The 22,560-nt window shown below is 39.5% G+C and carries 23 protein-coding genes and 1 pseudogene; 9 read left to right on the plus strand and 15 right to left on the minus strand.

What is annotated here, in order from left to right:
- Positions 1-310, plus strand: a pseudogene (locus tag HX743_RS00005) (IS4 family transposase); the annotation flags it as partial.
- A 146-nt stretch (positions 311-456) separates the two neighbouring features.
- Here HX743_RS00005 and HX743_RS00010 read toward each other — a convergent pair.
- The 4 genes from HX743_RS00010 to HX743_RS00025 form a co-directional block, all read right to left on the minus strand.
- Entirely contained in the window at positions 457-681 is a 225-nt protein-coding gene (locus tag HX743_RS00010; protein WP_228153788.1) for a hypothetical protein, read from the minus strand.
- Positions 682-788: 107 nt separating this feature from the next.
- Positions 789-1,448, minus strand: a complete 660-nt coding sequence (adk, locus tag HX743_RS00015) for an adenylate kinase (protein WP_004970717.1) — start codon at positions 1,446-1,448, stop codon at positions 789-791.
- 81 nt (positions 1,449-1,529) lie between these two features.
- Positions 1,530-2,846, minus strand: coding sequence for a hypothetical protein (locus HX743_RS00020; RefSeq protein WP_004970719.1), 1,317 nt, complete (start codon positions 2,844-2,846; stop codon positions 1,530-1,532).
- 63 nt (positions 2,847-2,909) lie between these two features.
- Complete coding sequence (locus tag HX743_RS00025) at positions 2,910-3,428, minus strand: hypothetical protein (protein WP_178318169.1); 519 nt, start codon at positions 3,426-3,428, stop codon at positions 2,910-2,912.
- Positions 3,429-3,682: 254 nt separating this feature from the next.
- On the opposite strand from HX743_RS00025, the gene mrdA reads away from it, so the two are divergent.
- From mrdA to ykgO, 3 genes are all read left to right on the plus strand, one after another.
- Complete coding sequence (gene mrdA, locus HX743_RS00030) at positions 3,683-5,773, plus strand: penicillin-binding protein 2 (RefSeq protein WP_178318170.1); 2,091 nt, start codon at positions 3,683-3,685, stop codon at positions 5,771-5,773.
- Positions 5,774-5,776: 3 nt separating this feature from the next.
- Positions 5,777-6,334: a 16S rRNA (guanine(966)-N(2))-methyltransferase RsmD gene (gene rsmD, locus HX743_RS00035; protein WP_004970724.1), complete on the plus strand. Its 558-nt coding sequence runs from the start codon at positions 5,777-5,779 to the stop codon at positions 6,332-6,334.
- A gap of 105 nt (positions 6,335-6,439) precedes the next feature.
- Positions 6,440-6,562, plus strand: a complete 123-nt coding sequence (gene ykgO / locus HX743_RS00040) for a type B 50S ribosomal protein L36 (RefSeq protein ID WP_026438469.1) — start codon at positions 6,440-6,442, stop codon at positions 6,560-6,562.
- Positions 6,563-6,609: 47 nt separating this feature from the next.
- On the opposite strand, the gene HX743_RS00045 is transcribed toward ykgO, so the two are convergent.
- On the minus strand, positions 6,610-7,236 hold the full coding sequence (locus tag HX743_RS00045; RefSeq protein ID WP_178318171.1) for a 1-acyl-sn-glycerol-3-phosphate acyltransferase: 627 nt from the start codon (positions 7,234-7,236) through the stop codon (positions 6,610-6,612).
- Between the two features lie 354 nt (positions 7,237-7,590).
- Between HX743_RS00045 and HX743_RS00050 the strand changes: the two genes are divergently transcribed.
- Complete coding sequence (locus HX743_RS00050; RefSeq protein WP_178318172.1) at positions 7,591-8,421, plus strand: copper resistance protein NlpE N-terminal domain-containing protein; 831 nt, start codon at positions 7,591-7,593, stop codon at positions 8,419-8,421.
- Between the two features lie 140 nt (positions 8,422-8,561).
- Here HX743_RS00050 and HX743_RS00055 read toward each other — a convergent pair whose 3' ends face one another.
- Entirely contained in the window at positions 8,562-10,163 is a 1,602-nt protein-coding gene (locus HX743_RS00055; RefSeq protein ID WP_178318173.1) for an isocitrate lyase, read from the minus strand.
- Positions 10,164-10,808: 645 nt separating this feature from the next.
- Here HX743_RS00055 and HX743_RS00060 point away from each other — a divergent pair.
- Positions 10,809-11,798: a LysR family transcriptional regulator gene (locus tag HX743_RS00060; RefSeq protein ID WP_004977282.1), complete on the plus strand. Its 990-nt coding sequence runs from the start codon at positions 10,809-10,811 to the stop codon at positions 11,796-11,798.
- 137 nt (positions 11,799-11,935) lie between these two features.
- Entirely contained in the window at positions 11,936-13,264 is a 1,329-nt protein-coding gene (locus HX743_RS00065) for a hemolysin family protein (RefSeq protein WP_104852324.1), read from the plus strand.
- Positions 13,265-13,397: 133 nt separating this feature from the next.
- Here the strand turns inward: HX743_RS00065 and HX743_RS00070 are convergent, their stop codons facing one another.
- The 3 genes from HX743_RS00070 to HX743_RS00080 form a co-directional block, all read right to left on the minus strand.
- Positions 13,398-13,904, minus strand: coding sequence for a hypothetical protein (locus tag HX743_RS00070; RefSeq protein WP_004977287.1), 507 nt, complete (start codon positions 13,902-13,904; stop codon positions 13,398-13,400).
- A gap of 312 nt (positions 13,905-14,216) precedes the next feature.
- Positions 14,217-14,396, minus strand: coding sequence for a hypothetical protein (locus HX743_RS00075; protein ID WP_178318174.1), 180 nt, complete (start codon positions 14,394-14,396; stop codon positions 14,217-14,219).
- A gap of 304 nt (positions 14,397-14,700) precedes the next feature.
- Entirely contained in the window at positions 14,701-15,693 is a 993-nt protein-coding gene (locus HX743_RS00080) for an NAD(P)H-quinone oxidoreductase (protein WP_178318175.1), read from the minus strand.
- 152 nt (positions 15,694-15,845) lie between these two features.
- On the opposite strand from HX743_RS00080, the gene HX743_RS00085 reads away from it, so the two are divergent.
- Positions 15,846-16,166 carry a co-chaperone YbbN gene (locus HX743_RS00085; protein WP_004977299.1) on the plus strand — a complete coding sequence of 107 codons (321 nt, stop codon included), beginning with the start codon at positions 15,846-15,848 and terminating at the stop codon, positions 16,164-16,166.
- A gap of 24 nt (positions 16,167-16,190) precedes the next feature.
- Here the strand turns inward: HX743_RS00085 and HX743_RS00090 are convergent, their stop codons facing one another.
- The 4 genes from HX743_RS00090 to HX743_RS00105 all read right to left on the minus strand — a co-directional run bounded on the left by HX743_RS00090 (position 16,191) and on the right by HX743_RS00105 (position 20,239).
- Complete coding sequence (locus HX743_RS00090) at positions 16,191-18,032, minus strand: diguanylate cyclase domain-containing protein (protein ID WP_372238838.1); 1,842 nt, start codon at positions 18,030-18,032, stop codon at positions 16,191-16,193.
- A gap of 161 nt (positions 18,033-18,193) precedes the next feature.
- Positions 18,194-18,535: an FKBP-type peptidyl-prolyl cis-trans isomerase gene (locus HX743_RS00095; RefSeq protein WP_004977304.1), complete on the minus strand. Its 342-nt coding sequence runs from the start codon at positions 18,533-18,535 to the stop codon at positions 18,194-18,196.
- Positions 18,536-18,593: 58 nt separating this feature from the next.
- Entirely contained in the window at positions 18,594-19,124 is a 531-nt protein-coding gene (locus HX743_RS00100) for a YaeQ family protein (protein ID WP_004977306.1), read from the minus strand.
- Between the two features lie 92 nt (positions 19,125-19,216).
- A complete protein-coding gene (locus HX743_RS00105) occupies positions 19,217-20,239 on the minus strand; it encodes a GTP-binding protein (RefSeq protein WP_178318176.1) in 1,023 nt (340 codons plus the stop codon).
- A gap of 521 nt (positions 20,240-20,760) precedes the next feature.
- Here HX743_RS00105 and HX743_RS00110 point away from each other — a divergent pair.
- Positions 20,761-20,973 (plus strand): hypothetical protein, encoded by a 213-nt coding sequence (locus HX743_RS00110; protein WP_178318177.1) that lies wholly within the window; start codon positions 20,761-20,763, stop codon positions 20,971-20,973.
- 184 nt (positions 20,974-21,157) lie between these two features.
- On the opposite strand, the gene HX743_RS00115 is transcribed toward HX743_RS00110, so the two are convergent.
- Complete coding sequence (locus tag HX743_RS00115) at positions 21,158-21,679, minus strand: acyl-CoA thioesterase (RefSeq protein WP_004977311.1); 522 nt, start codon at positions 21,677-21,679, stop codon at positions 21,158-21,160.
- Between the two features lie 358 nt (positions 21,680-22,037).
- A complete protein-coding gene (locus HX743_RS00120) occupies positions 22,038-22,208 on the minus strand; it encodes a hypothetical protein (protein ID WP_004977313.1) in 171 nt (56 codons plus the stop codon).
- Between the last annotated feature and the right edge of the window lie 352 nt (positions 22,209-22,560).

Genomic DNA, 22,560 nt, shown 5'->3' on the forward strand with positions numbered 1-22,560 from the left:
TTGTCTCAAAGGACGCGGGTTTAATCTTGAAAATACGCGCTTGACAGACCCTAGACGAGTGAAAAAATTGATTGCGGTGTTAGCTATAAGCTTCTGTTGGTGTTACTTAACGGGTGAATGGCAACATAATCAAAAAAAAGCGATAAAAATAAAGAAGCATGGACGACTCTCAATGAGTTTATTTCGCTATGGTTTAGACTATGTTCAAATGGCGATTCAGCGTTTAATTGGTTTTGGGAAAAAAGAAGAGTTTAAGGAAATTTTGGCAATTTTAAGAAAGCAGAATCCTGATAGGATAAGGGTTCTGTGAAATTTGTCGTGTACAGAGAAAAATTACAATACCTAAAGTAATAATACCAACCACAAGAATTATTAATAGAATTTTATTCTTTTTCATAAGGTTTTATAAAAACTGCCCAAATTTAAAATTGCAATCTTTTGCAGATGTGTGATGGTTTATTTATCCTGAGAATCTTCAGACTGACGTTGTTGTTCTTGCTGTTGTTTAAGTTTCGGATGCAATTGATAGTGCTTACCTGATTTTTTTTCAGTCGAATTCTGAGCTTGTGTGTTGCGCAATAACTTATAGCTCACAAAAACAAGAAAGCCTAAAACGGCAATACTTGCCAATAACATGATGATAACAGCAGCATGTTGCAAAGCACTCTCCCAAACTGACACAAATAAAAAGAGCCCTAATATGAATCAGGACTCTTTTAAAGTCAAAACAAGCAGCCTGTTTAAACGATTTTATTTTCTTTTAAACAGACTTGGTCTAAAACCTAGACTTATTTTGCTTGGTCTAAAATAGCAAACAAATCTGCTTGAACTTCTTCAATTGGACGAAGACCATTCAATTTGTTATAGCTTGGTGCATTTTCACCAGAAGCAGCACGACCTTGATAGAAGCCAACCAATTGCTCAGTTTCTGAGTGATACGCTTTTAAACGCTTACGAATGGTTTCTTCTTGGTCATCTGGACGTTGAACCAAATCTTCGCCAGTTTCGTCATCTTTACCTTCCACTTTTGGTGGGTTGTAAACAAGATGATAAATACGACCAGATGCAGGGTGCTGACGACGACCAGACAAACGCTGTACGATTTCTTCGTCTGCAACATCAATTTCAATCACGTGGTCGATATTGATGCCTTCACTTTCCAAAGCTTCAGCTTGTGGAATGGTGCGAGGGAAACCATCAAAAATACAACCATTCACGCAATCTGGCTGCGCAATACGCTCTTTCACTAAGCCAATGATCAGTTCATCGGATACCAAACCGCCACCGTCCATAACGCTTTTGGCTTGTAGACCTAATTCAGTACCTTCACGAATTGCAGCACGGAGCATATCACCGGTTGAAATTTGTGGGATATTGTAGCGCTTACAGATCAACTGAGCTTGTGTACCTTTACCTGCTCCAGGTGGTCCGAGTAAGATAATGCGCATAAAAAAACATCCTCATTTTAACAATGTATTTGACACTCGTTGCATATCAGAGCCATCGCCCTTTACGCAGCCAGCATCCTCTTATAAGAAAGCGACAAACAAATGTATTAAACCAGCAATAAAACCAGTTACACCACCCAAGACAATTAAAATCCACTCATCTTCCTGAAAGGCAGGACGCAAGAGATTCTGGAATTCTTTTGGCGTCAGTTCACGAATACGATCTCTGAACATTTGATAAATTTTCTGTGCACGGCTCGCATTAAAGGCAGGGTCGCATACAGGCACCATCGTAATTTCAATCGAACGATCAATCAAGTCAGTCTTGAGTTTGGCATACTCTTTTGGCCCCAAAGACAACTGTAAAGAGGTACGAACCAATGGTGTTTCCATAATTTCGTTGATGTGGCGTTTGACAATACGGCGGGTTTTGTCTTTTTTACTGCCATACATCATTTCAGTCATAATCGATTTTAACGTAATCAGATCTTCTGTGACTACCGTTGCAAACACATCCGAGACTTCTTCTTGGCGTTTCATGAACGCACCCTGAATATTATAAGTCCCAATGCGTGGAATCACTGGCTTAATCCATGGAAATTGACGATTTTCAGTCAATTTAAAGAACTGCGGATATTTCACGTAATGTGGTTCGACTGGGTTAAATACCATCCAAATCGCAATCCAGTTGGTCAAGAAGCCCCAAATTGCCGCCCAAAATGGAACCGTCCAGTGCCATGGTACAAGAAACCAAACAATCATTTGGAAAATACCAAAGAACATCCCAATCAATGCACTGATATGCCAAATAAAGTTAATTTCTTTTTGACCGACTTTTAGGAACATACGCACCATTAAGCGGCGATCACCTTCCATTTGGCTGACTACCATTTCACGCATATCCACCAAGGATTCAACATTCAAGGTCAGTTCAGTCACCAATTCACGCAGCACACCTGGCAATTGTTTATGCGCCTGTGCGTAAATACGGCGTTTAATCGAATACGGTAGGTTTTCCCAAAGCACAGCATTGCGGTCTAACATGACCTCATCAATTAAGTGCTCAAGTTCAAAACCCACTTGCTCACCAATAATACGCGCCATATCTTCAGGGTCCATAGCATTGAGAAACTCACGCAATGAACCTAATTTTGACAATGTGTTATCGGTAATGATGCCTGAAATACGCCCTGCTTTACGCGGTACAATCCCCTGCCATCCCACAGGAATAGGCCCAAGGTGAAAGCCCCAAAAGCTAATTGGATAGAACACCATTTTTAGTGCCATCCACACGTGCGCCCAAGTCACAAAAGCAGTCACAGGAATAATACTGAGCACGGCCCAAAAATCTGGACGATTCAAAAAGGTTTGCCACAACTGATTGACGTACTCAAGCATGCATTTTTTCCATATTTAGTTCTAATTACAAGATTCTAAAGTAGTTAAAAGTCACTATTCTGACTACAAACCCATACTGAGCGTATAGGAAAATTGTAGTCTAGGCTCAGTTTCCGCAATCACTCGCCCTTGTCGATCTTCCATTTTTTCACCTGCGCCAATGCCAACACTAAAGCTACTGATGCGTTCAGGGCTCAGTAATACATAAGCCAGATCAATGCCTGCACCTAAACGCGCTTTTTCTTCACCATCCACCCATTTAGATTCTAGGTGTCCTGCGTAAGCGCCAATATAATAACCATTTTTGTCTTTACCTGTGAGGTGGTATGGGTAACGAAAACCTGTTTGCCCACCGACTTCATGGTCACCATTTAAAAAAGCCCCCGCTTTTAGATAGGCAATGCCATAAGGATTGACCCATTCACCATTCAAATGCAGTAATTTTTGGGTAATACCCGCCCCTACATTCCAGGTTTTTGCACTATCTGCGCTAATTTTTGCTTCAGGTAAAAAAGTAGTGTTCCCAGCAAAGCTAAAACTTGAAAAGGCAAGTAATGCCACGAAAGAATAGACTTTTGTCATTATTGTCACCAGTGTCCATTTGTTTTAATTTTAAAAACAGTCCTGTTTTCGTGTTTTGACTCTAGCAGAATTGTCAGGATTCTTATATACAGCAAATTACAATTTTGATGTCGCTAAAGTCAAAAATTAAGATTGCGCCCATCTTCTAGGTTAAATCGGGCAATTCAGTCAAACATGGTTACTCAAAATTGCCAATAGATGCGTTAGAATAGTCCAAATTCGTTCTCCCTCATTTTTGTTAAGCCAATTTTTGTATGAAACAACACTATCCGTTAAAAAATGCTCAGCAAGAGAAGCGTATTTTTCGCAATCGCATCTTTTTTTCGGTGGGTGTTGTGGTTTTTTTCTTGCTGCTGTTGGTGGCTCGTTATGCCTTTTTACAAATTAGCGGCTACGATGAATTTGCGACTGCATCAGATAAAAACCGAATTCGGCTACAACCACTCGCACCTGCACGTGGTTATATTTATGACCGCAATGGTGTGTTATTGGCAGATAACTACCCTGTGTTCTCAGCCACTTTAAGCCGTGCAGATGTTGAAGATATTGACGATACCATTGCGCGACTGACACCTGTTTTACAACTGACAGAAGAAGATATCGATCGCTTTAAAAGTCGGATTAAAACTTCACGTAAAACTGAACGTGTATCGATCAAGCTGAATTTAAATGAATCGGATATTGCCCGTTTTAGTGAAGTTAAATTTCAGTTCCCTGGGGTCAATATTGAAACCCAGATGACACGTTACTATCCGCATGGTGACTTATTTGCGCACGTGATTGGTTATGTCGGGCGCATTAACGACAAAGAACTGAAAGAAATTGACAAAGATGCTTATGCAGGCACCAACTTGATTGGCAAAATTGGGGTGGAGAAATCGTATGAGCACTTGCTACATGGCGTACCCGGCAACGAATCTGTAGAAGCCGATGCACATGGTAATGTGCTGCGCAATTTAGGACGTAAAGACCCTGTACGTGGCAATGATTTGTTTTTGTCATTGGATTATGGCTTGCAAGTGGTCGCCTCTGAACAACTGGCAGAACGCCGTGGTGCAATTGTGGCACTTGACCCACGTACAGGTGAAATTTTAGCTTTAGTCTCCAGTCCGAGTTTTAACCCTAACTTATTTGTCACAGGTATTAGCCATACCGACTACTCTGCCTTACGCGATAATTTAGATCAACCACTCTATAACCGTGCAGTACAAGGTGTTTATCCACCGGGTTCTACCATTAAGCCGATGTTTGGTTTAGGCGGTATTCATTATGGCTATGTCGACTGGAAAACCGCCATTCAGGATTATGGTTATTTCACTTTACCAGGCGACAGCCACCGTTTCCGTGACCATAAAAAAACTGGGCATGGCATTGTCGATATGCACAAAGCTCAAGTCGTGTCGTGTGATACCTACTTCTATGTATTGTCGTATCGCATGGGCATTGAAAAAATGAACGACTGGATGCGTCAATTTGGCTTTAGTGAAAAAACTGGGGTCGATTTACCAAGTGAAAGCACAGGACTCTACCCAAACCCGGACTGGAAAATGCGTACGCGCAAAGCCAAATGGATGAAAGGTGAAACAATTTCCGTCAGTATTGGTCAGGGTGCATTTACCTCGACACCATTGCAATTAGCAATGGCCACCGCCATCACCGCCAACAAAGGATTTAAAGTCACACCGCACGTGTTACGTGAAAGTCGTGGCGCGAAACCATTTAAAGTTCACAATGGTACCAACGGAAAAATTGACTTTAACGGCACAGAAGAAGACTGGATTAAAATGCGTGATGCCATGGTTGATGTGATTCAATCAGGTACAGGTAAAGGGATTAAAGGCGGCTTGCAATATTCAGTTGCAGGTAAAACAGGTACAGCACAGGTTAAAAGTATTGCGCAAGGTAAACGCTATAACGAAGCCTTATTGACCGACCGTCAGCTTGACCACGGTTTATTTGTTGGCTTCGCTCCTGCCGAAAACCCTGAAATCGCAATTGCCATCATTCTAGAAAATGGTCGCGGTGGTTCTGCAGCAACGGCTTTGGCGCGTCCAATTTTAGACTATTGGTTACTGAATAAAAATAAAAAGCCAATTCGTCCATCTGCCGCACAAGTGAGTGGTGGCTTAATGACTGCAGGTTTAAAACCAAGTGAATTGCCAAGTGGTGAAGTCCCTTCATCTACTGCACCAAATACGAATAACGTGAATAATCCGAATACAGCAACCAATCACCCTGCGCTCAACCCAAATCCTTCGCAAACTACTCCGAGTTCAGCTCCAACCAATCCACCTGCAACTGCGCCAACAGCAATTGTACCCACTAACCTAATTGAGAGCGACTAAGCCATGAAAAATCAACTACGCATTATTGGTGGAGAATGGAAACGTCGTCAGTTGGCTTTTGCTTCAATTGAGGGATTACGCCCTACGCCCGACCGAGTGCGCGAAACCTTATTCAACTGGCTAATGTGGGATGTGCAAAACGCCAAAGTGTTAGACCTCTGTTCAGGTTCGGGCGCTTTAGCTTTTGAAGCCCTGTCTCGCGGTGCGGCACACGTGGTCATGATTGAGCCAAACCGTACACAAGCACAGTTTTTACAGCAAAATTTAGAATTATTACGCGTCAATAAAAGCAAAGCACAATTAAAAGTTTCTACCGCACAACATGCTTTGGCGACACTAAAAGATCAGTTTGATTTGGTATTTTTAGACCCGCCTTATAGTTTAGATTTATGGGAAGAATTGGCAGGGTTGGCTGATCCACTCATTGCGGCACAAGGTCTGATTTATGTTGAAGCAGATCGTGATTTAAACCTGTTAAAATTACCGCAGACTTGGCAAAAAGTTAAAGAGAGCAAAGCGGGAACTGTACGTGCGGGCTTATACCAAAAGATTGTTGTTTAAATTTTCTCCTTAAAAGATACGCGGTAATTTTATGACTATCGACACTTTTCATGAGTCATCTATTAATGTAATATTATAACATTACATATTGTAGTGTTTATCTTCATGAAAGTTCGTTCATCTTTAAAAAGTGCAAAATCGCGTGCCGATTGTCAAATTGTGAAACGTCGTGGCAAATTATTTGTGATTTGCAAATCCAATCCACGTTTTAAAGCAAGACAGGGATAATCCCCTGTCTTTTAGTTTTGATAGATTATTACACTGAAATAGTGTGCTTATTCTGAATAGTAACGTGTATCGACACTAAAACTTTCAGGAAATTTTGCTTGAACCTGCGCATAAAATGCCATGATTTCAGCCATATCTTTTTCAAAATCACCGGTTGGATGCACAATTTTTCCCACACCCGTTTTCTTTTTTGCGTAATCCATATACGCCAAAGCAATTGGCACACCTGCATTTAACGCAACATGATAAAAACCTGTTTTCCATTGTTCTTGACGCGCACGTGTGGCTTCAGGCGTCACCAACATCACCAATTTAGGATGGTTTTTAAATAAGTCCGTCATGAGCTGAACCATACTAGGTCGTGCTTCGCCTAGTGCTTTCGGACGACGGTCTATACCAATACCTCCCATCGCACGGACAAATGGTCCAAACGGCAATTTCATATAGCTGTCTTTAATGGTCAAGCGAACATTAACGCCCAAAGCTTTAAGCCCTAAGCGTGCATATAAGGCATCCCAATTACTGGTATGCGGTGCAGCAATCATCACATATTGGTCTAATTCCAACGGACAATGATTGTCGATTTCCCAACCCATTAAATTTAAGCTTCGCTCAGCTAACTTTTCAAACACAACCGCATACCCCAAATAAAGTGTGCGAATTCTAGCAAGCATCACCAAATATAAAAGTCTAAAACGATGAATAAATAAACAAATACTTTATAAATGTATAAAAATTCCCTGCACTCATCTCAATTTTCTTATTCCATGCAACATCATACTGTTTTTACATCCATTTATTACCAGATTTAAGCAGATTTAAAAATTGTAAATATATGAATTTACGCGTAGTTTGATGAGTTTCAAGGTCTAATCCGATGTAATCCTTGAAGTAAAATTTAAAACGTTAAAACACGAACTTGTTATGATTTGCTACAAATTTTCATTAAATATAAGGCGAATTAGCTTTTCAGATACAAGGTGAAAGTTTAAGGTGGCAGCAACAAGAGTTTTGAGTTCAGAACATTTATGCTGAATCGTTATCCGATTGCACTCAGTACACTTAGCTTACTTTTAGCTGCTTGCGGGTCAACCGAGCAAAGTAAGGAATATCAAGCTAATTTGGCTTCTGAACCACCAGTCGCGCACAAAACTGAATCTCAAAAATCAGCAACTTCTTGGTCAAGACAAGCTACAGGTAACTTTATAGCCTTATTACCTTGTGACCACTGTGAACAACATGTGATTCACTTACGCCTGAATGATGATCAAACCTTTCAACTTAGCGACATTAAACGCTCGAAACAGCGCCAAAGCGAAAACCAAGTGACAGGAACGATTCAAGCTGCTCAAGACAACAAACAGCGAGAAAAACAGAATCAACATCCATCTCAAACTACTATTGATGAATGGTTGCTCCACACAGAAAATGTAGAAGCTTACGCGCGCATTCAGCTTACAACTCACGGGCTTAAATTCAATTTATACAAACAAAGAAATATAAAAAATCAGCCGAAAATTGAAACCCAGGTTTTCCTACATCCTGTAGAAAGTATAAAAGTCAGTAATGCGCTGAAGCATGTCGATATTCAGGCCGAACACGTACAAAATGTTGAGGTCAAAGAGTTAAACGACCCTGTGATGGCACACGATTATTTTCTAGCAATTCACAATCAATCTAATCAAGCATTGCAATTACATGCCAATGACTTAGTTTTGGTCGATCAGCAATATCAAGAATATGCAGCAGTAGTCGATCCAAAGTTTTTAGAGCCTATTCCCGCACAACAAAAACAATGGATTAAGGTGTCTTTCCATTACCCTACTTCTGTACAGGCAGATGTGATCAAAATTAAATAAGTTCAAACTGCTGACTGTTCATAAATAAAGAAACATCTCTTTAAAGATGTTTCTTAAAAGTGTTTCAGCATTCTTTGATTATTTTTATCGCCATAAAAAAACCCTGCAGATGCAGGGTTTTCTTTTAAACCATCAAGCGATTACGCGTTGAATTGGTTCATTGTGTTTTTAGCTTCGTCCGCTGCTTTAAGCGCGTTGTCACCAGAGAAAATTTCTTTGTGATCGTCACCGATGTCAGAACCAGCCATTGCTTGGTGTTTAACGCAAGCGATACCACCACGGATTTCTTTACGTTGTACACCAGCAACATAAGCCAACATACCTTCAGAACCGAAGTAACCTTCTGCAAGCTCATGAGTAGAAAGCGCAGCAGTGTGGTAAGTCGGAAGTGTGATCAAGTGGTGGAACACACCTGCTTCACGAGAAGCGTCTGCTTGGAACGTACGTACTTTTTCGTCAGCTTCAGCAGCCAATTCAGAATCGTCGTACTCAGCGCTCATTAATTTAGCGCGGTCGTATGCAGATACGTCTTTACCTTCAGCAACCCAACGGTCGTACGCTTGTTGACGGAAGTTCAGTGTCCAGTTGAATGATGGAGAGTTGTTGTAAACAAGTTTCGCATTTGGCACAACTTCACGTACACGGTTAACCATGTGAGCGATTTCTTCTACGTTTGGAGTCGCAGTTTCGATCCAAAGAAGGTCAGCACCGTTTTGTAAGCTAGTTACACAGTCAAGTACAACGCGGTCAATTTGAGTGCCTTCACGGAACTGGTACAAGCCAGAAGCTAAACGCTTAGGACGGTGTAATTTACCATCACGCTTGATTAGGATTTCGTCTTCTTTCGCTTCAGAGATGTCAATTTCTTGAGTGTCTAAGTAGCTGATGTATTGAGAAGCGATGTCACCTGGCTCTTTAACTACTGGGATTTTTTGAGTTAAGTCAGCGCCTTCAGAGTCAGTACGTGCAACGATGATACCGTCGTCAAGACCCATTTCTAAGAACGCATAACGTAACGCGTGGATTTTAGCGATGAAGTCTTCGTGTGGAACAGTTACTTTACCAGCTTGGTGACCACATTGTTTCGCGTCAGAAACTTGGTTTTCGATTTGAAGTGCACATGCACCCGCTTCGATCATTTTCTTAGCTAATAAGTAAGTTGCTTCTTCGTTACCGAAACCAGCGTCGATGTCCGCAATGATTGGCACAACGTGAGTTTCAAAGTTGTCGATTTGAGCAGTGATATCAGCAGCTTTAGCAGTATCACCAGCGTCTTGTGCTTTTTTAAGTGCGCGGAACAAATCGTTTAATTCTTTCGCGTCAGCTTGACGTAAGAATGTGTAGATTTCTTCGATCAATGCAGGAACAGAAGTTTTTTCGTGCATAGATTGGTCAGGAAGTGGACCGAATTCTGAACGAAGTGCAGCAACCATCCAACCAGAAAGGTAGATATAACGGCGTTCAGTAGTACCGAAGTATTTTTTGTTCGCAATCATTTTTTGTTGCGCAACAAAACCGTGCCAGCAACCTAAAGATTGAGTGTATTTGCTTGAATCAGCATCATAAGCAGCCATATCACGACGCATAATCGCAGCTGTATATTTAGCAATATCTAAACCAGTTTTGAAACGGTTTTGCATTTGCATACGCGCAGCATCTTCAGGACTGATGTCTGCCCAAGTGTTGCCGAATTTTGCTTTTAATTCGCGGATTGCATCAATCGCTGTTTGGTATGTAGTCATGATATTGTACCCTGTAATATTATTTAGGATTTATCAATCGAAGGCTAAATCGCGCTTATGCTTGATTGCTCAGATTTAGAGCACTTCGTTACGATGAATACAGAGTAGAGTGACTGAATGAATTAATCCAATATTCTCGTGTAATTCTCGGTATTTTTTAAAAAAATGTATAGATCAAAGTCTTAATTCACAAAAACAATAAAAACACAACATATTGATTTTAAAAACCTTATTTAGAAAATCAATTAAATATCTTTGCTTACAAATTCATCTCTGTGCCGATATTTTCTGCATTAGACTTAAGTCTTGCATTTCATAAAAAATGCTTGCATTGGCGATTTCTGCCATTTTTTAGCAAAATTTTGCTGCTTTTCAGCGCAATGTAAGTGCATAAGTTTCATACAAAATAGAATCTGCTATCAGTTCTGCCAATACTTTTAAGTGTTTTTGCATTTAAGATTAAAAAGTATAGATGCAGTACTAGGCAACCTACATTGCTTTAGGAAATAATGATGGGGCTGGCTGTTTTTATTCAGATTTTTTGCTGTTTATCTCGTCGATTTTTTCATCATAATTTATACACAAGCCTTACGGCTTATGGCATAATTCCAATAATTTAGTGATTTTATTTTCGGTATTTATTTTATGAATCTGGAGCGGGTTGATCTTAATCTATTAATTTATCTTGACGTCTTACTTCGTGAAAAAAATGTAACCCGTGCTGCAGAACAATTGGGCGTTACCCAACCTGCGATGAGTAACATTTTACGTCGTTTGCGCAATTTATTTAATGATCCCCTGCTGATTCGTTCTTCTGAAGGCATGACGCCAACTGAACGTGCCTTAGAATTACAACCGCGTATCCGCGATGCCTTATCTGACCTTTCTATGATTTTGGAGCCGCGTACTGAGTTCCGCCCTTATACTTCAAATCGTGTATTTCGGATTATGACCTCCGATTACGCAGAAGCCACATTAGTCCCACGCTTGGTTAAAGCTTTACGCTCTGAAGCACCTAATGTGGTATTAGACTTTTTAACCCCGAGTGATGTGTCTTATCGCGACATGGAACAAGGTAAAGTCGATTTGGCGATTAACCGTTTTAATGAAATTCCACAAAGTTTCCATCAGGTTTTAGTTTGGCGTGATAGTTTTTCTTGCCTGCTCAATCACAAACACCCTGCTGCCAATAACCTGAATTTAAAAAGCTACTTAGATGCACAACATATTTGGGTTTCTAAAACAGGTATGGGCGTTGGTTTTGGTGTGAATCCAGAGAAACAAGCGGGACTAGGTTGGATTGATCAAGCTTTAGAGCGTATTGGACAAAAACGTAAAATTTCGGTGTTTACCCGTCATTATCAAATGCCTGCACTACTCGCGTCTAATGTAGATTTAGTCGCAACCTTACCTACACGTATTGCGCGCTTACAAGCCAAAAGCCAAAGTTTACTGATTAAAGACCCACCATTTTATATTCCAGAATTTGAATTAAAGATGGCATGGTGTCCGTTGTTACATCATCACCCTGCACACCGTTGGTTACGCCAATTGATTTTATATGTAGCGCGCCAAATGATTGAAGAAGAAAACCGTGAGTTTTTACTGAATAACTCTCAATTTTCAGCCTATTAATTAAAAATTCACTGAACTTATTGGCACAAACCCTTATACTCAGATGAGGAATATTTCGATATTCCTCATTGTTTAATCATGATTTAATAAAGATTCAAATTGTTATATTTAAAATAATATAATCCACAGGTGGATTCGTGAGCCTCTTCCAGAATATTGTTATTATCCTCATCCTCATTGTCGGAGCTGGTTTTTTATCGCTGACTGAAATTGCGTTGGCTGGTGCACGTAAAGTTAAACTGAAAATTCTAGCCGAATCAGGCGATGAACGTGCCCAAAAAGTTTTAGACCTACAAGAAAACTCAGCTGATTTTTTTGCTGCCTCACAAATTGGCTTAAACGCAGTTGCCATTTTAGGTGGTATTTTAGGTGAAGGCGCATTCCGTCCTTATTTTTACAACTTAGTTGTGCGCTTCTATCAAGGACCATGGGCTGAAACGCTTAGTTTTGCCTTGTCATTTACCTTAGTGACTTCGCTGTTTATTTTATTTGCCGACCTAATGCCTAAGCGTTTGGCAATGATCGCCCCTGAAAAAATTGCGGTATCGGTGATTAATCCGATTCAAATTTTTATTCGGATATGCAAGCCTTTGGCATGGATGATTAATGCGATTGCCAACGTGCTGTTCCGTTTATTCAAAGTAAACACCACGCGCGAAGACAATATTACATTTGATGATATTTCTGCAGTCATGGATGCAGGCGCTCAAGCAGGTGTTTTACAAAAGCAGGAACATCACTTTATTGAAAACGTGTTTGAACTTGAAGAACGTAACGTGCCTTCGAGTATGACTACACGTGAAAATGTGGTGTTTTTTACCCTAAAGGAATCTGAAGCCAGTATTCGTCAAAAACTTGCAGAATATCCTTATTCCAAATTTTTGGTCTGTAGCGAAAATATTGATGATGTGATTGGTTATGTTGATGCCAAAGATATTTTGGTCAGAATCCTCAATAATCAATCTTTACTACAACTAAATGAAAGCACCATCCGTAATGTATTAACCATTCCAGATACACTCACGCTGTCTGAAGTCTTAGACCGTTTCCGCTCTACCAAAGAAAAATTTGCCGTAGTCATTAATGAATATGCGTTGGTTGTGGGCGTAATTACCCTGTCTGATATTATGATTACTGTGATGGGCGATTGGGTAACACCTATTGAAGAAGATCAGCAAATCATTAAACGTGATAACAATTCTTGGCTGATTGATGGCAGTACACCAATTGAAGACATTAAACACGCGCTGCAAATTGATGAAATGCCAGATGATGAAAATTATGAAACCATTGCAGGTTTTATGATGTATAAGCTACGTAAAATCCCGCGTCCTGCCGACTCTGTACTTTTTGATGGTTATAAATTTGAAGTGGTCGACGTCGATCATTTTAAAATTGACCAACTTTTAGTGACACGAATTGTAGAAACGCAGGAAATACAAAACAACACTGAAGCAGATGGATAGTGAGATTCCTTGTATTCGTTCAGCCTGATTGCATCTACATTTTCTCGCATTCACAAAAAAGCACCACATCAAAATGAAGTGGTGCTTTTTTCAAACCTGAACAGATACATCTGAAATTCAGCTGAATATCTATTTAATATTTGCTGATCAATTCATCCAATACCGCTTGATAGTGAATCGCAATATCTTCAGCTAGAATTTTATAGACATTGTCGAATTGCACCATTGGCCAACCTTCTTTCCAGAAAGGGAAAATATTGTGCAAATCATGCGTTACCACAGCATCTTCACGCACAATCGCTTGTGCAACCTGAGCCAATACTTGTGCAGTTTCTGTGCCATCAATGGCTAAATAATCAATCCCACGTGCTTTTAAAATACGCACACGGTCTTTTTTATAACGAATTTTTTTCATTTGCGCTTCATTTAACTGCAAAGCCAAACTCACCGCTTCTACAAATTTGCTTTCAAATGATTGATTCAGTGCCACCAACGCTGCTTTATGCGCTTCCTGACGACCTGCTTTCCCACCATTACGGATAATTTCTTTTGCCTCTGTGTCTAGCTCATCACTTTTCATAGACTGCAAAATGTCGAGTATTTCGATATCACTTAATGATTCAGGAGATTGGTCAATCATGTACTGCCCTTGGACAAAAATAGCAAAACGCTATTTTCGCACAATTTAGCTAAAAGCTCGACACATTCCGAAGCAATTGTTCACACAAGGCAGTGCTGCACCTATTACAGTGCAGCAGTTTAAAATTGATCTTTCAGCTTTGATCATCCTTGTTTATTTTAAATTTCTTATTGTTCCCTTCGTTTTTCTCCTGAATTTCATCGTCTATTTAAAACCCATTATTTCAAATGAATAATCCAATAAATAACAGATTTAATTTCTCAATCCACTTGTACTTTTTAGTAAAAAATAATTAACAGATTTACTTTTCACTCAATACAAGTTTTCGCGTTTATCATGATCGAGGCGGTCAATATAGCGCTCTAAATGTAGCATCGCACGATACATTTTATTTAAGTTCCCAACATTGATTTGCTGACGAACAATATTTTTGTGTAACCGTTTTAATGCACGTAGACTGTGCTTTGTCGTATATGCAGATAAAATTTTCATAAGCCTGCTCTCTCTATCAAATTATTTTACATGAACCGTTTTGTAATCTTGAGAATGAATTCAATGAATATAAAGATAAGGTTTATTATTGACAGGGTGTGTCCTACACCTCCTTAATATTTGACTATTTGGAAAAAATTTATTGTGTTGAATTGTAGTTTAAAGGAATATTTATGTAATTATGATTAAAATAATTACTAAAACTGATTCAAAAAAATCTTTGTTAAAATCCTCTATAAAGTACACCTAAAAAAACTGACACTCGGTCAGTTTTTTTATGTACGTTGATTTTAAATTTGAGTCTTTAAATCACTTCAACTACCACTTTGCCCACATGCTCGCCTGTATCCATTTCGGCATGTGCTTGTTGAATTTGATCAAACTGGAAAGTTTTATAAATCATAGGCAGACATTCGCCTTTGGCTAACAATGGCCAAACGATCTCTTGCAAACCTTTGGTAATTTCAGCTTTTTCTGCAGTATTGCGGGCGCGCATAGTCGAACCAGTAATGGTAAGACGCTTCATCATAATTTGACCAAGTTTCACTTCTTTGGCTTTTGCACCACCCAAGAATGCGATATACACCAAGCGACCATCACGACGTAATAAATTTAAATTACGTTCCAAATACGGCGCACCAACAATATCTAAAATGACATCAACCCCAGCATTGTCTGTCACTTCGTTAATCACTTGTTCAAAATCTTGTGTCTTGTAATTAATTGCTGTGGTGAGGTGTGAAATTGCCTGTACTTTTTCATCTGAACCTACAGTTGCAAAGGTTTTTAAACCTAAGGCTTTGCACAACATTAAAGCAGTTGTACCAATACCACTGGTTCCGCCATGAATTAGTGCCGTTTCACCTGCTTTGGCTTTGCCCATTTGGAATACATTGGCCCACACAGTAAAAAACGTTTCAGGTATCGCAGCGGCTTGTACAAAACTGACACCTGTTGGAATTGTCAAAGTCTGGCTTTCTGGTACAACACAATATTCTGCATAACCACCACCATTGGTTAAGCCACACACTGCATCACCAACTTTAAATTGGCTAACATCTGCACCCACAGCAACTACTTCACCTGCTACTTCTAAGCCTGGCACTGGCGTCACGCCTTTAGGCATAGGATACAGACCCTGACGCTGTAAAATATCAGGACGATTCAAACCAAAAGCATGTACTTTGACCAAAACCTCATTGGCTTGTGGCTCAGGTATTGCAACCGTTTCATAGGCTAATTTTTCTGGGCCACCTGGTTCTGTAATAATAATCTGCTGCATTGTGTTTTGTGTCATGGCAAATCCCTGATTGTTTGATGCTGATATGAATTCTGACTATTTGAGCATAAAACAGCAAAGCATTAAAACCCAGATTAACTTAGGTATAATTCTCATGCCGTGGTGTTTCATGCGTGATTAAATTTTTATTTATGATTAAAGAGTATGTGATGTCAGAAATTGTGGAATACAACGAAAATAATTACCGTGAGTTTGAATATGAAACAGGCGTTGCGGTGATTCGTTTTTATGCGACGTGGTGTACGCCTTGTGTTCAAAATGCACCATTTTTTGAGCAGCTTGCCCAACTTTTTGATGCTTCGGTAAAGTTTGGCAAAGTGAATGTCGATCAATCTCCAATTTTAACTTTGCGTTATCAAGTCTTTGGTTTACCGACCACTCTGATTTTTAAAGATGGGCAAATTGTTGAACGACTGTCGGGCAATGTTTCTGTCGTACAACTTCAACAAAAAATTCAGAGCTATCTTTAAGCCATGTAGAGTAGCGTCAACATATTAAGTTTGAATTACTACCTGATCGCGTCCTGCATGTTTGGCTTGATACAAATGCGCATCTGCAGCTTTCATAAAATCATCCACGTGCGTATACGCTTGTGCGCGAGTCATCCACGCTACACCGATACTTAAAGTCACATATTGTTTATGGTCTTCTCGTGCTACATGCTCAAAAGCTGCATCACGCACAGCCTGCAAGACCTTTTGCATGAGTGGTGCAATCGCAGGTTGCGGAATATCGTGCAGTAAAATGGCAAATTCTTCACCCCCATAACGTGCCACAAACGCATTTTTAGGCAAAGTATCTTGTAAAACTTTAACTAGGTTTTGCAGAATTTGATCGCCTTTTAAGTGCCCATAATGATCATTGTATTTTTTAAAATAATCGACATCGAGCATCGCAAAGACCAAAATATGTCGCTTATTTTGCAAGGTTTCAAAATACAAACGCTGAATTTCTTCATTTAATGCACGGCGATTATATGCCCCTGTTAATGCATCGGTTTTAATCTGTATTTCCAGTTTTTCATTCAAAAGACTGAGTTGTTCAGTGCGTTCCTGCACTTTTAAATCTAACGAGCTGTTTAAATGAATCAGTTTTTGGTTCAAGCGTTCAATGCGCAAGTTATGGTAGGCATAATTTCGTGCCTGCTGAAACATGATAAGCAATGCATAAACACTGGTCGAAATAAAAGATAAATGAATGGAATTGACCAGATTCAGCATTAATAAAAAATCATGAATAAATGTGCCACATAGAATAATTACTGCCCAAAAATTAATTTTGGAATAATCCTCTCCTGAACGCAGGGTTTGATAAAATCCATAAGCAAAATTTGCCAAAATCAAAACAAAGAAAAATGAACTATAAAATGCCAATTGCTGAAAAATAGTGGGTTCTGCCCACAGCGTCACCCCAATATTAAAGCTCAATAACAGCATTGCCGCGCTATATACCCAACGATGCAAATAGCGCGAACTGAGCAAAAACATATAACTCAGGAAAAATAAAATCGCTAAAAAACTAAATAAATATTCGAGTCTTATTCCCCAAGACCAACTTAAATTCAGGAAAGTGGTATAGGCATAGGGTGCAGAAAATAAATTGTGTAATGCCAGAAAAACAATAAAAATGCCGAAAATAAAAATACGCTTGGTCTTTCCACCATTTGCAAGACTAAATGCCGAAAACATCAAGGTAAACAAACCAATACCAAGTACTGCCCCACAAATCATGGCAATACTCATCATCAAACGCTGATACTGTTGATTGATGGTGCGACTTAAACCAATTTTCATTGGATTTTTTAAACCACCTTGCAAGCTCTGAAAGCTAGACGCTTGAATGGTCAGGGTAAAATATTCACTTTCAGGAACAAAATATGCAATTCGTGGGGCATTTTCGGTTTGGTGACTACTCGCATCTGCACCGACTGTGCCAACACGCACCAGTGGATCGCCATTTAAAAATACCCGATAGGCGCCATATTGGTTGGGAATCCAAATCGCAATACGTCTGCCTAGAAATTCTTTTGGAATTTGAAAGTGCCCAATAAAAGTGCCGTAAGTATTGGCATTGCCCATTAAATCTTCAAATGAAGCAGGCAATTCAACGGTATTCGATGCCAGTACCGCACTGGGTTCTTGAATCAATTGTTGCGGATAAAACAACCATCGCCCAGTCAAAATACTCGATTGATCTTCAGTAAATTGAACAGAATTGAGCAGTTGTTGATGTAGATAGTAAGATTCAGGTGCAGACTCATACTGCGCCAACACACGCGGTGGTGTGAGTACACTGCACAGTAAAATTAAGAAGAGTAATGCACACTTGTGCCACATCCGAGTGAAATTCAAAAATGCAAAAGTCCTATTGTGCTTGTTTTTTAATCTAATCGTTCTTGCACTAAATTTGAAGTAAAAAATTAAGTCATTTATGCTAGACCTTACTGGCATCGGATGAATGACTTAAATTCTAGCGGTTTGGCTAAGTTGAAAGGTGTTTATTGATCGCGTGTTTTCACATCATACAATTCAATTTCAAAAATCAAATTAGAATTAGCAGGAATGATATTGCCCATTTTGCGCTCACCATAAGCCAAATGCGCAGGTACGATCAGTTTGCGTTTACCACCCACTTTCATCCCCATGATGCCTTGATCCCAGCCTTTAATGACACGACCTGTACCAATCACGGTTTCAAAATAGTTACCACGGTCTAAGGATGAATCAAACTTGGTGCCATCTTCCAACCAGCCTGTGTAATGCGTAGTAATTAAAGCGCCTTTAACCGCTTCTTTCCCCTCACCCACCACCAAATCAATAATTTCTAATTCTGCACTCATGTTCATCTCCAAATATTTACACTTCGATGTTTAAGATAATTTCCAGCTCGTGCAAGTGTTATTGCAACTGTGTCCACTCAATCTGAGCCTGTGCCTGATCGCCAATCAATGTCCATTCGCCATCCATTACATTCAACTGCAATTGCATGGTACGTTCGCATAAAGCTTGAACGGCTTCGGTACTCGCTGGCGATAGTTGCCACACTTCAACATTATTTAAAGTTTTGATTTTACTGTTACGTTTGTACCATTCATCTACCGATGAACCATAAGCAATAATCGCAACTTGCTTACAACGCGAACTGGCTTTTTTGACTTTGTCTTCATCTGGGCAACCGACTTCAATCCACTTAATTAACTGCCCTGTTAAGTCTTTTTCCCACAAAGCAGGCTCATCGGTTTCAAATAAATCTTTGGTAAATTCCAAAGCTTCATCTGCATAACGTGCGAATGCCAAAATACGCACCATCAATCGCTCAATAGTTTCAGAAGGATGCAATGCCATGGTGAGCTGATAGTCACCGTATTGATGCACATCCATATTGGCAATGTTCAAATCTGCCTTATAAATTGTCGCTTTCAGCGCCATTGTCTATTCCTAAAACTATGTTTAAATTTGCCACTAAGCATAATGGATTTTCTGTGATTTTGCTGTATCGTTTGCCCGATAACGTATAGATTTCAGTCTAGAACCGCAGCAGCATCGACCCGATACGCCAATAGTTCAGCCTCAAATTTTTCCCAATCACGCTCGCTTTGATAAATAATTTCCAACCGATTGTCTATGCCTTCATCGGTAGATTGATAATTAAATTGCTGCGGATTGAAGTTGAAACTTTTCCAACCCTGATTGGTATAAAAAATTCCTTTAATACGCAGCCAATCTTGCTGTTCACAGAGTAAATCTAATAAGGGATAAAAGTCGAATTGCCAACGTTTAGGCAATTTCCAACCTGCGACTGCATATCCTTGTGCAGTTTCGACATAGTGATATGGCAATTGTTTGATTTCTGCAGACTCTTGCAGATTTGTAGAGCTGACCTTCTGTTGCAATTTTAGCAACGGCTGAATTTTACGCTGTGTACCGACATACGGTATATCCATTTCGGTCAAAGCCAGATGACCCTGTTCTGCTTTCAACCATTTTTGCGCGTAGGCTTGATATTCCTGTTGTAGTTGTATGAGGGCTTGCTCATCTGCCGCCTGCATTTGGTCTGCATGTGACACCACAATAATTTGTGCAGCTTTGAGCTGATCGGCATACAGGTTTTGCTGCGTCCACGCCTGATCATGCAAACGCGAACCATCTACTACCGTCACCAAGGCGCGCATCGATAAATGCGTATGCCAATGTGGTTCGGTCAGTTGTTCCAAGAGTTGCTCAGGATGCCCCAAACCTGTCGGCTCGATGAATAAACGGCCAGGCTTCGCTTCTGACAATAAACGCGACAAGGCAATTTGCATAGGCAATTGGCTACTACAACATAAGCAACCGCCCAATAATTCTTTGACTTGATAACCCTGTTGCTGAGGTAAGAGTTGTTGATCGACCCCGATTTGTCCAAATTCATTCATCAGCACCGCCCAAACTTCATGTTCTGGTTTTTGGCTGAGTAACTGTTTCAATAAGGTGGTTTTTCCTGCACCGAGAAAACCAGAAATAATATGTGTCGGGACTGCTTTTTGTGGTGCAATTAGTTTCAAAATAAGCTCACTTTATTGAGTTTCAAACAACTCAAGCATGCTAAGCAAGTTTAGCGATTAGTTCAATCTGAATCTAAACACACTGAAATTTATTCATTTCAGCACATCTATCACCATCATGATTTGAAAAATTCGCTTACATTTATTACGTGATGATCTGCAACTTATTTGGGGAAATACACGAGTTTTAGCCGCTTGATGTTATGTTTTATTGCCAACCACGCAATTTTATTGCGGAAAACACAGCCATTTTGATTGGATTTGACTGCATATTTAAAACAAAAATTACCAAACTACGACCTATTCATCATCATTGTGCGGTTCAAGTAACCGTCATTGTTTTGCTTTGTTGCAAGCATTGATCCCATAGCTTTGGCTCTTTAGCATGAGTTCCTGTTCAGCCCGTTCAAATCAGGTGATGACTGACTTGAACACTTTAGCCGCAATAAGTTTTTTTACTTAATGCTTGTGCTGAGCACTCCCTACTACTCATGAAAAACTTTAAATAAGGATGCCAAACCATGAAATTGACACAAATTTTACTCGCTTCAACTTTTGCTTTTGCCACTGCAACTACTTTTGCTGCAAAGGCTGAATCGACAGCAACAGAACAGGGAAAAGTGGTTGTTTCAACGCAGGAAACTGTGGCTGAACCAGCTTCAGAACAAGCTGCTGCACAACCTGCATCTGAAGCAAGCACTGAAACCCCTGCTGCATCGACGCAACAGCCTTAAAACTTAGATACATTTAAAAATGTAAATCGAATACAAAAACTGAGTTTTCCGCCACTCTCTCGGTTTACTCAGTTTTTGTTTATCTGCATAACTAATCAATATTGCCTTGGACAAAATTAAAAAATAGGCACAAAAAAACCTGTCTACAATTGCAAACAGGTTTTCAGCTAAATTTGATGAAAACTTAGTTTTGTTCAGTTTTCTTATAAATGCTGCAAGATGGATGATGATTTTCTTGCAAACGTGCAACTTTACGTTGCTCTGCTGCTTCAAAACGGCAACGCTTCCAGTCATTGTCTAATTTCAACGCAGGGATTTGTTTTGGTTTACCATTTTCATCGACTGCAACCATAGTGAAGTAACAGCTGTTGGTATGGCGCACTGTACGCTTTTGAATATTTTGTGCTTCTACACGAATCCCAATTTCCATTGAAGTACGACCGACATGGTTCACACTAGCAAGGAAAGTCACCAATTCACCCACATGAATCGGCTCTTTAAAGTTCACTTTATCAACCGAAAGGGTCACCACATAACTACCAGAATAGCGGCTCGCACATGCATACGCCACTTGGTCTAATAGTTTTAAAATTGTTCCACCATGTACATTCCCTGAGAAATTTGCCATGTCGGGTGTCATTAACACGGTCATGGTTAATTCTGACTGGTCATCTAACACTGGGGCAATTTGATCTAATGGTGACATCGCGTTCTCTAGACTCTTTTAAAGACAGTAAGATATGAGCGTATTATTATATCGCGTTTATAAAAGTTTGAATGTTCATTTCGGCAACAACTGCATCATTATTATTTATATTGTTTATGATAACATTTATTTAAAATTATAAGACTAAAGACTAAGACTCCCAAGCTGTTATTTTTTAATCCATTTCTGATTTTTTAGAATATTTGTTCAAATTGAATATTACGTGAATCCCCCTGATTCAAGTGTTCAAAAAACAATCTAAAATCTTTTATTCAATGGATTATTCAAGCAAATTTCGGCGAATTTACACGAAAAAAAGTTCAATTTCCCCGTAAATTTTCAAACTTCGCTGCGACATTTAAACCAAGCGCAGCATTTCCTGCGACACATTGCTATAAGTCAAAGTTTGTTCAGTACTCAGTGCAGCTTCAATCACATAAGAACCATCTGGATTAATCATCGTCACTGTAAAAATAACTTGCTCCATAGTAGCAAGTTTCACCTGCTGTCCAATTTCAAAGCCGTGCATGAAGTATCCCCTCGATTTTTTATAAAGTTTTAAAGTCCTGAAGCACAAAAGTTAGGCCGTCTTGGAAGCATGTTCAATTGGTAAACTGCTTAAAAAACTAATTCAGTAAATGCTGCATAGAATAAATGGAAACAGTGCGAAAGAACACGCTAAAAAATTGATTTTAAGTCTAAATACCTCATCTCAGTATTTAGATATCTTTAGGGTATCTTTATTTTTAAACTATAATATCAAATACTTACAAAGAATAAATCTAAGCAATCTAACATTAAAGTTATTTTTATCAAGCACCTAATTAGACTTAAGTTAAATCTGTTGATTTCATTGAATTGACCTAAATGAAGGATCTGGA

Source organism: Acinetobacter sp. Swhac1, from assembly GCF_013390985.1.
In the GTDB taxonomy this organism is placed as follows: domain Bacteria; phylum Pseudomonadota; class Gammaproteobacteria; order Pseudomonadales; family Moraxellaceae; genus Acinetobacter; species Acinetobacter towneri.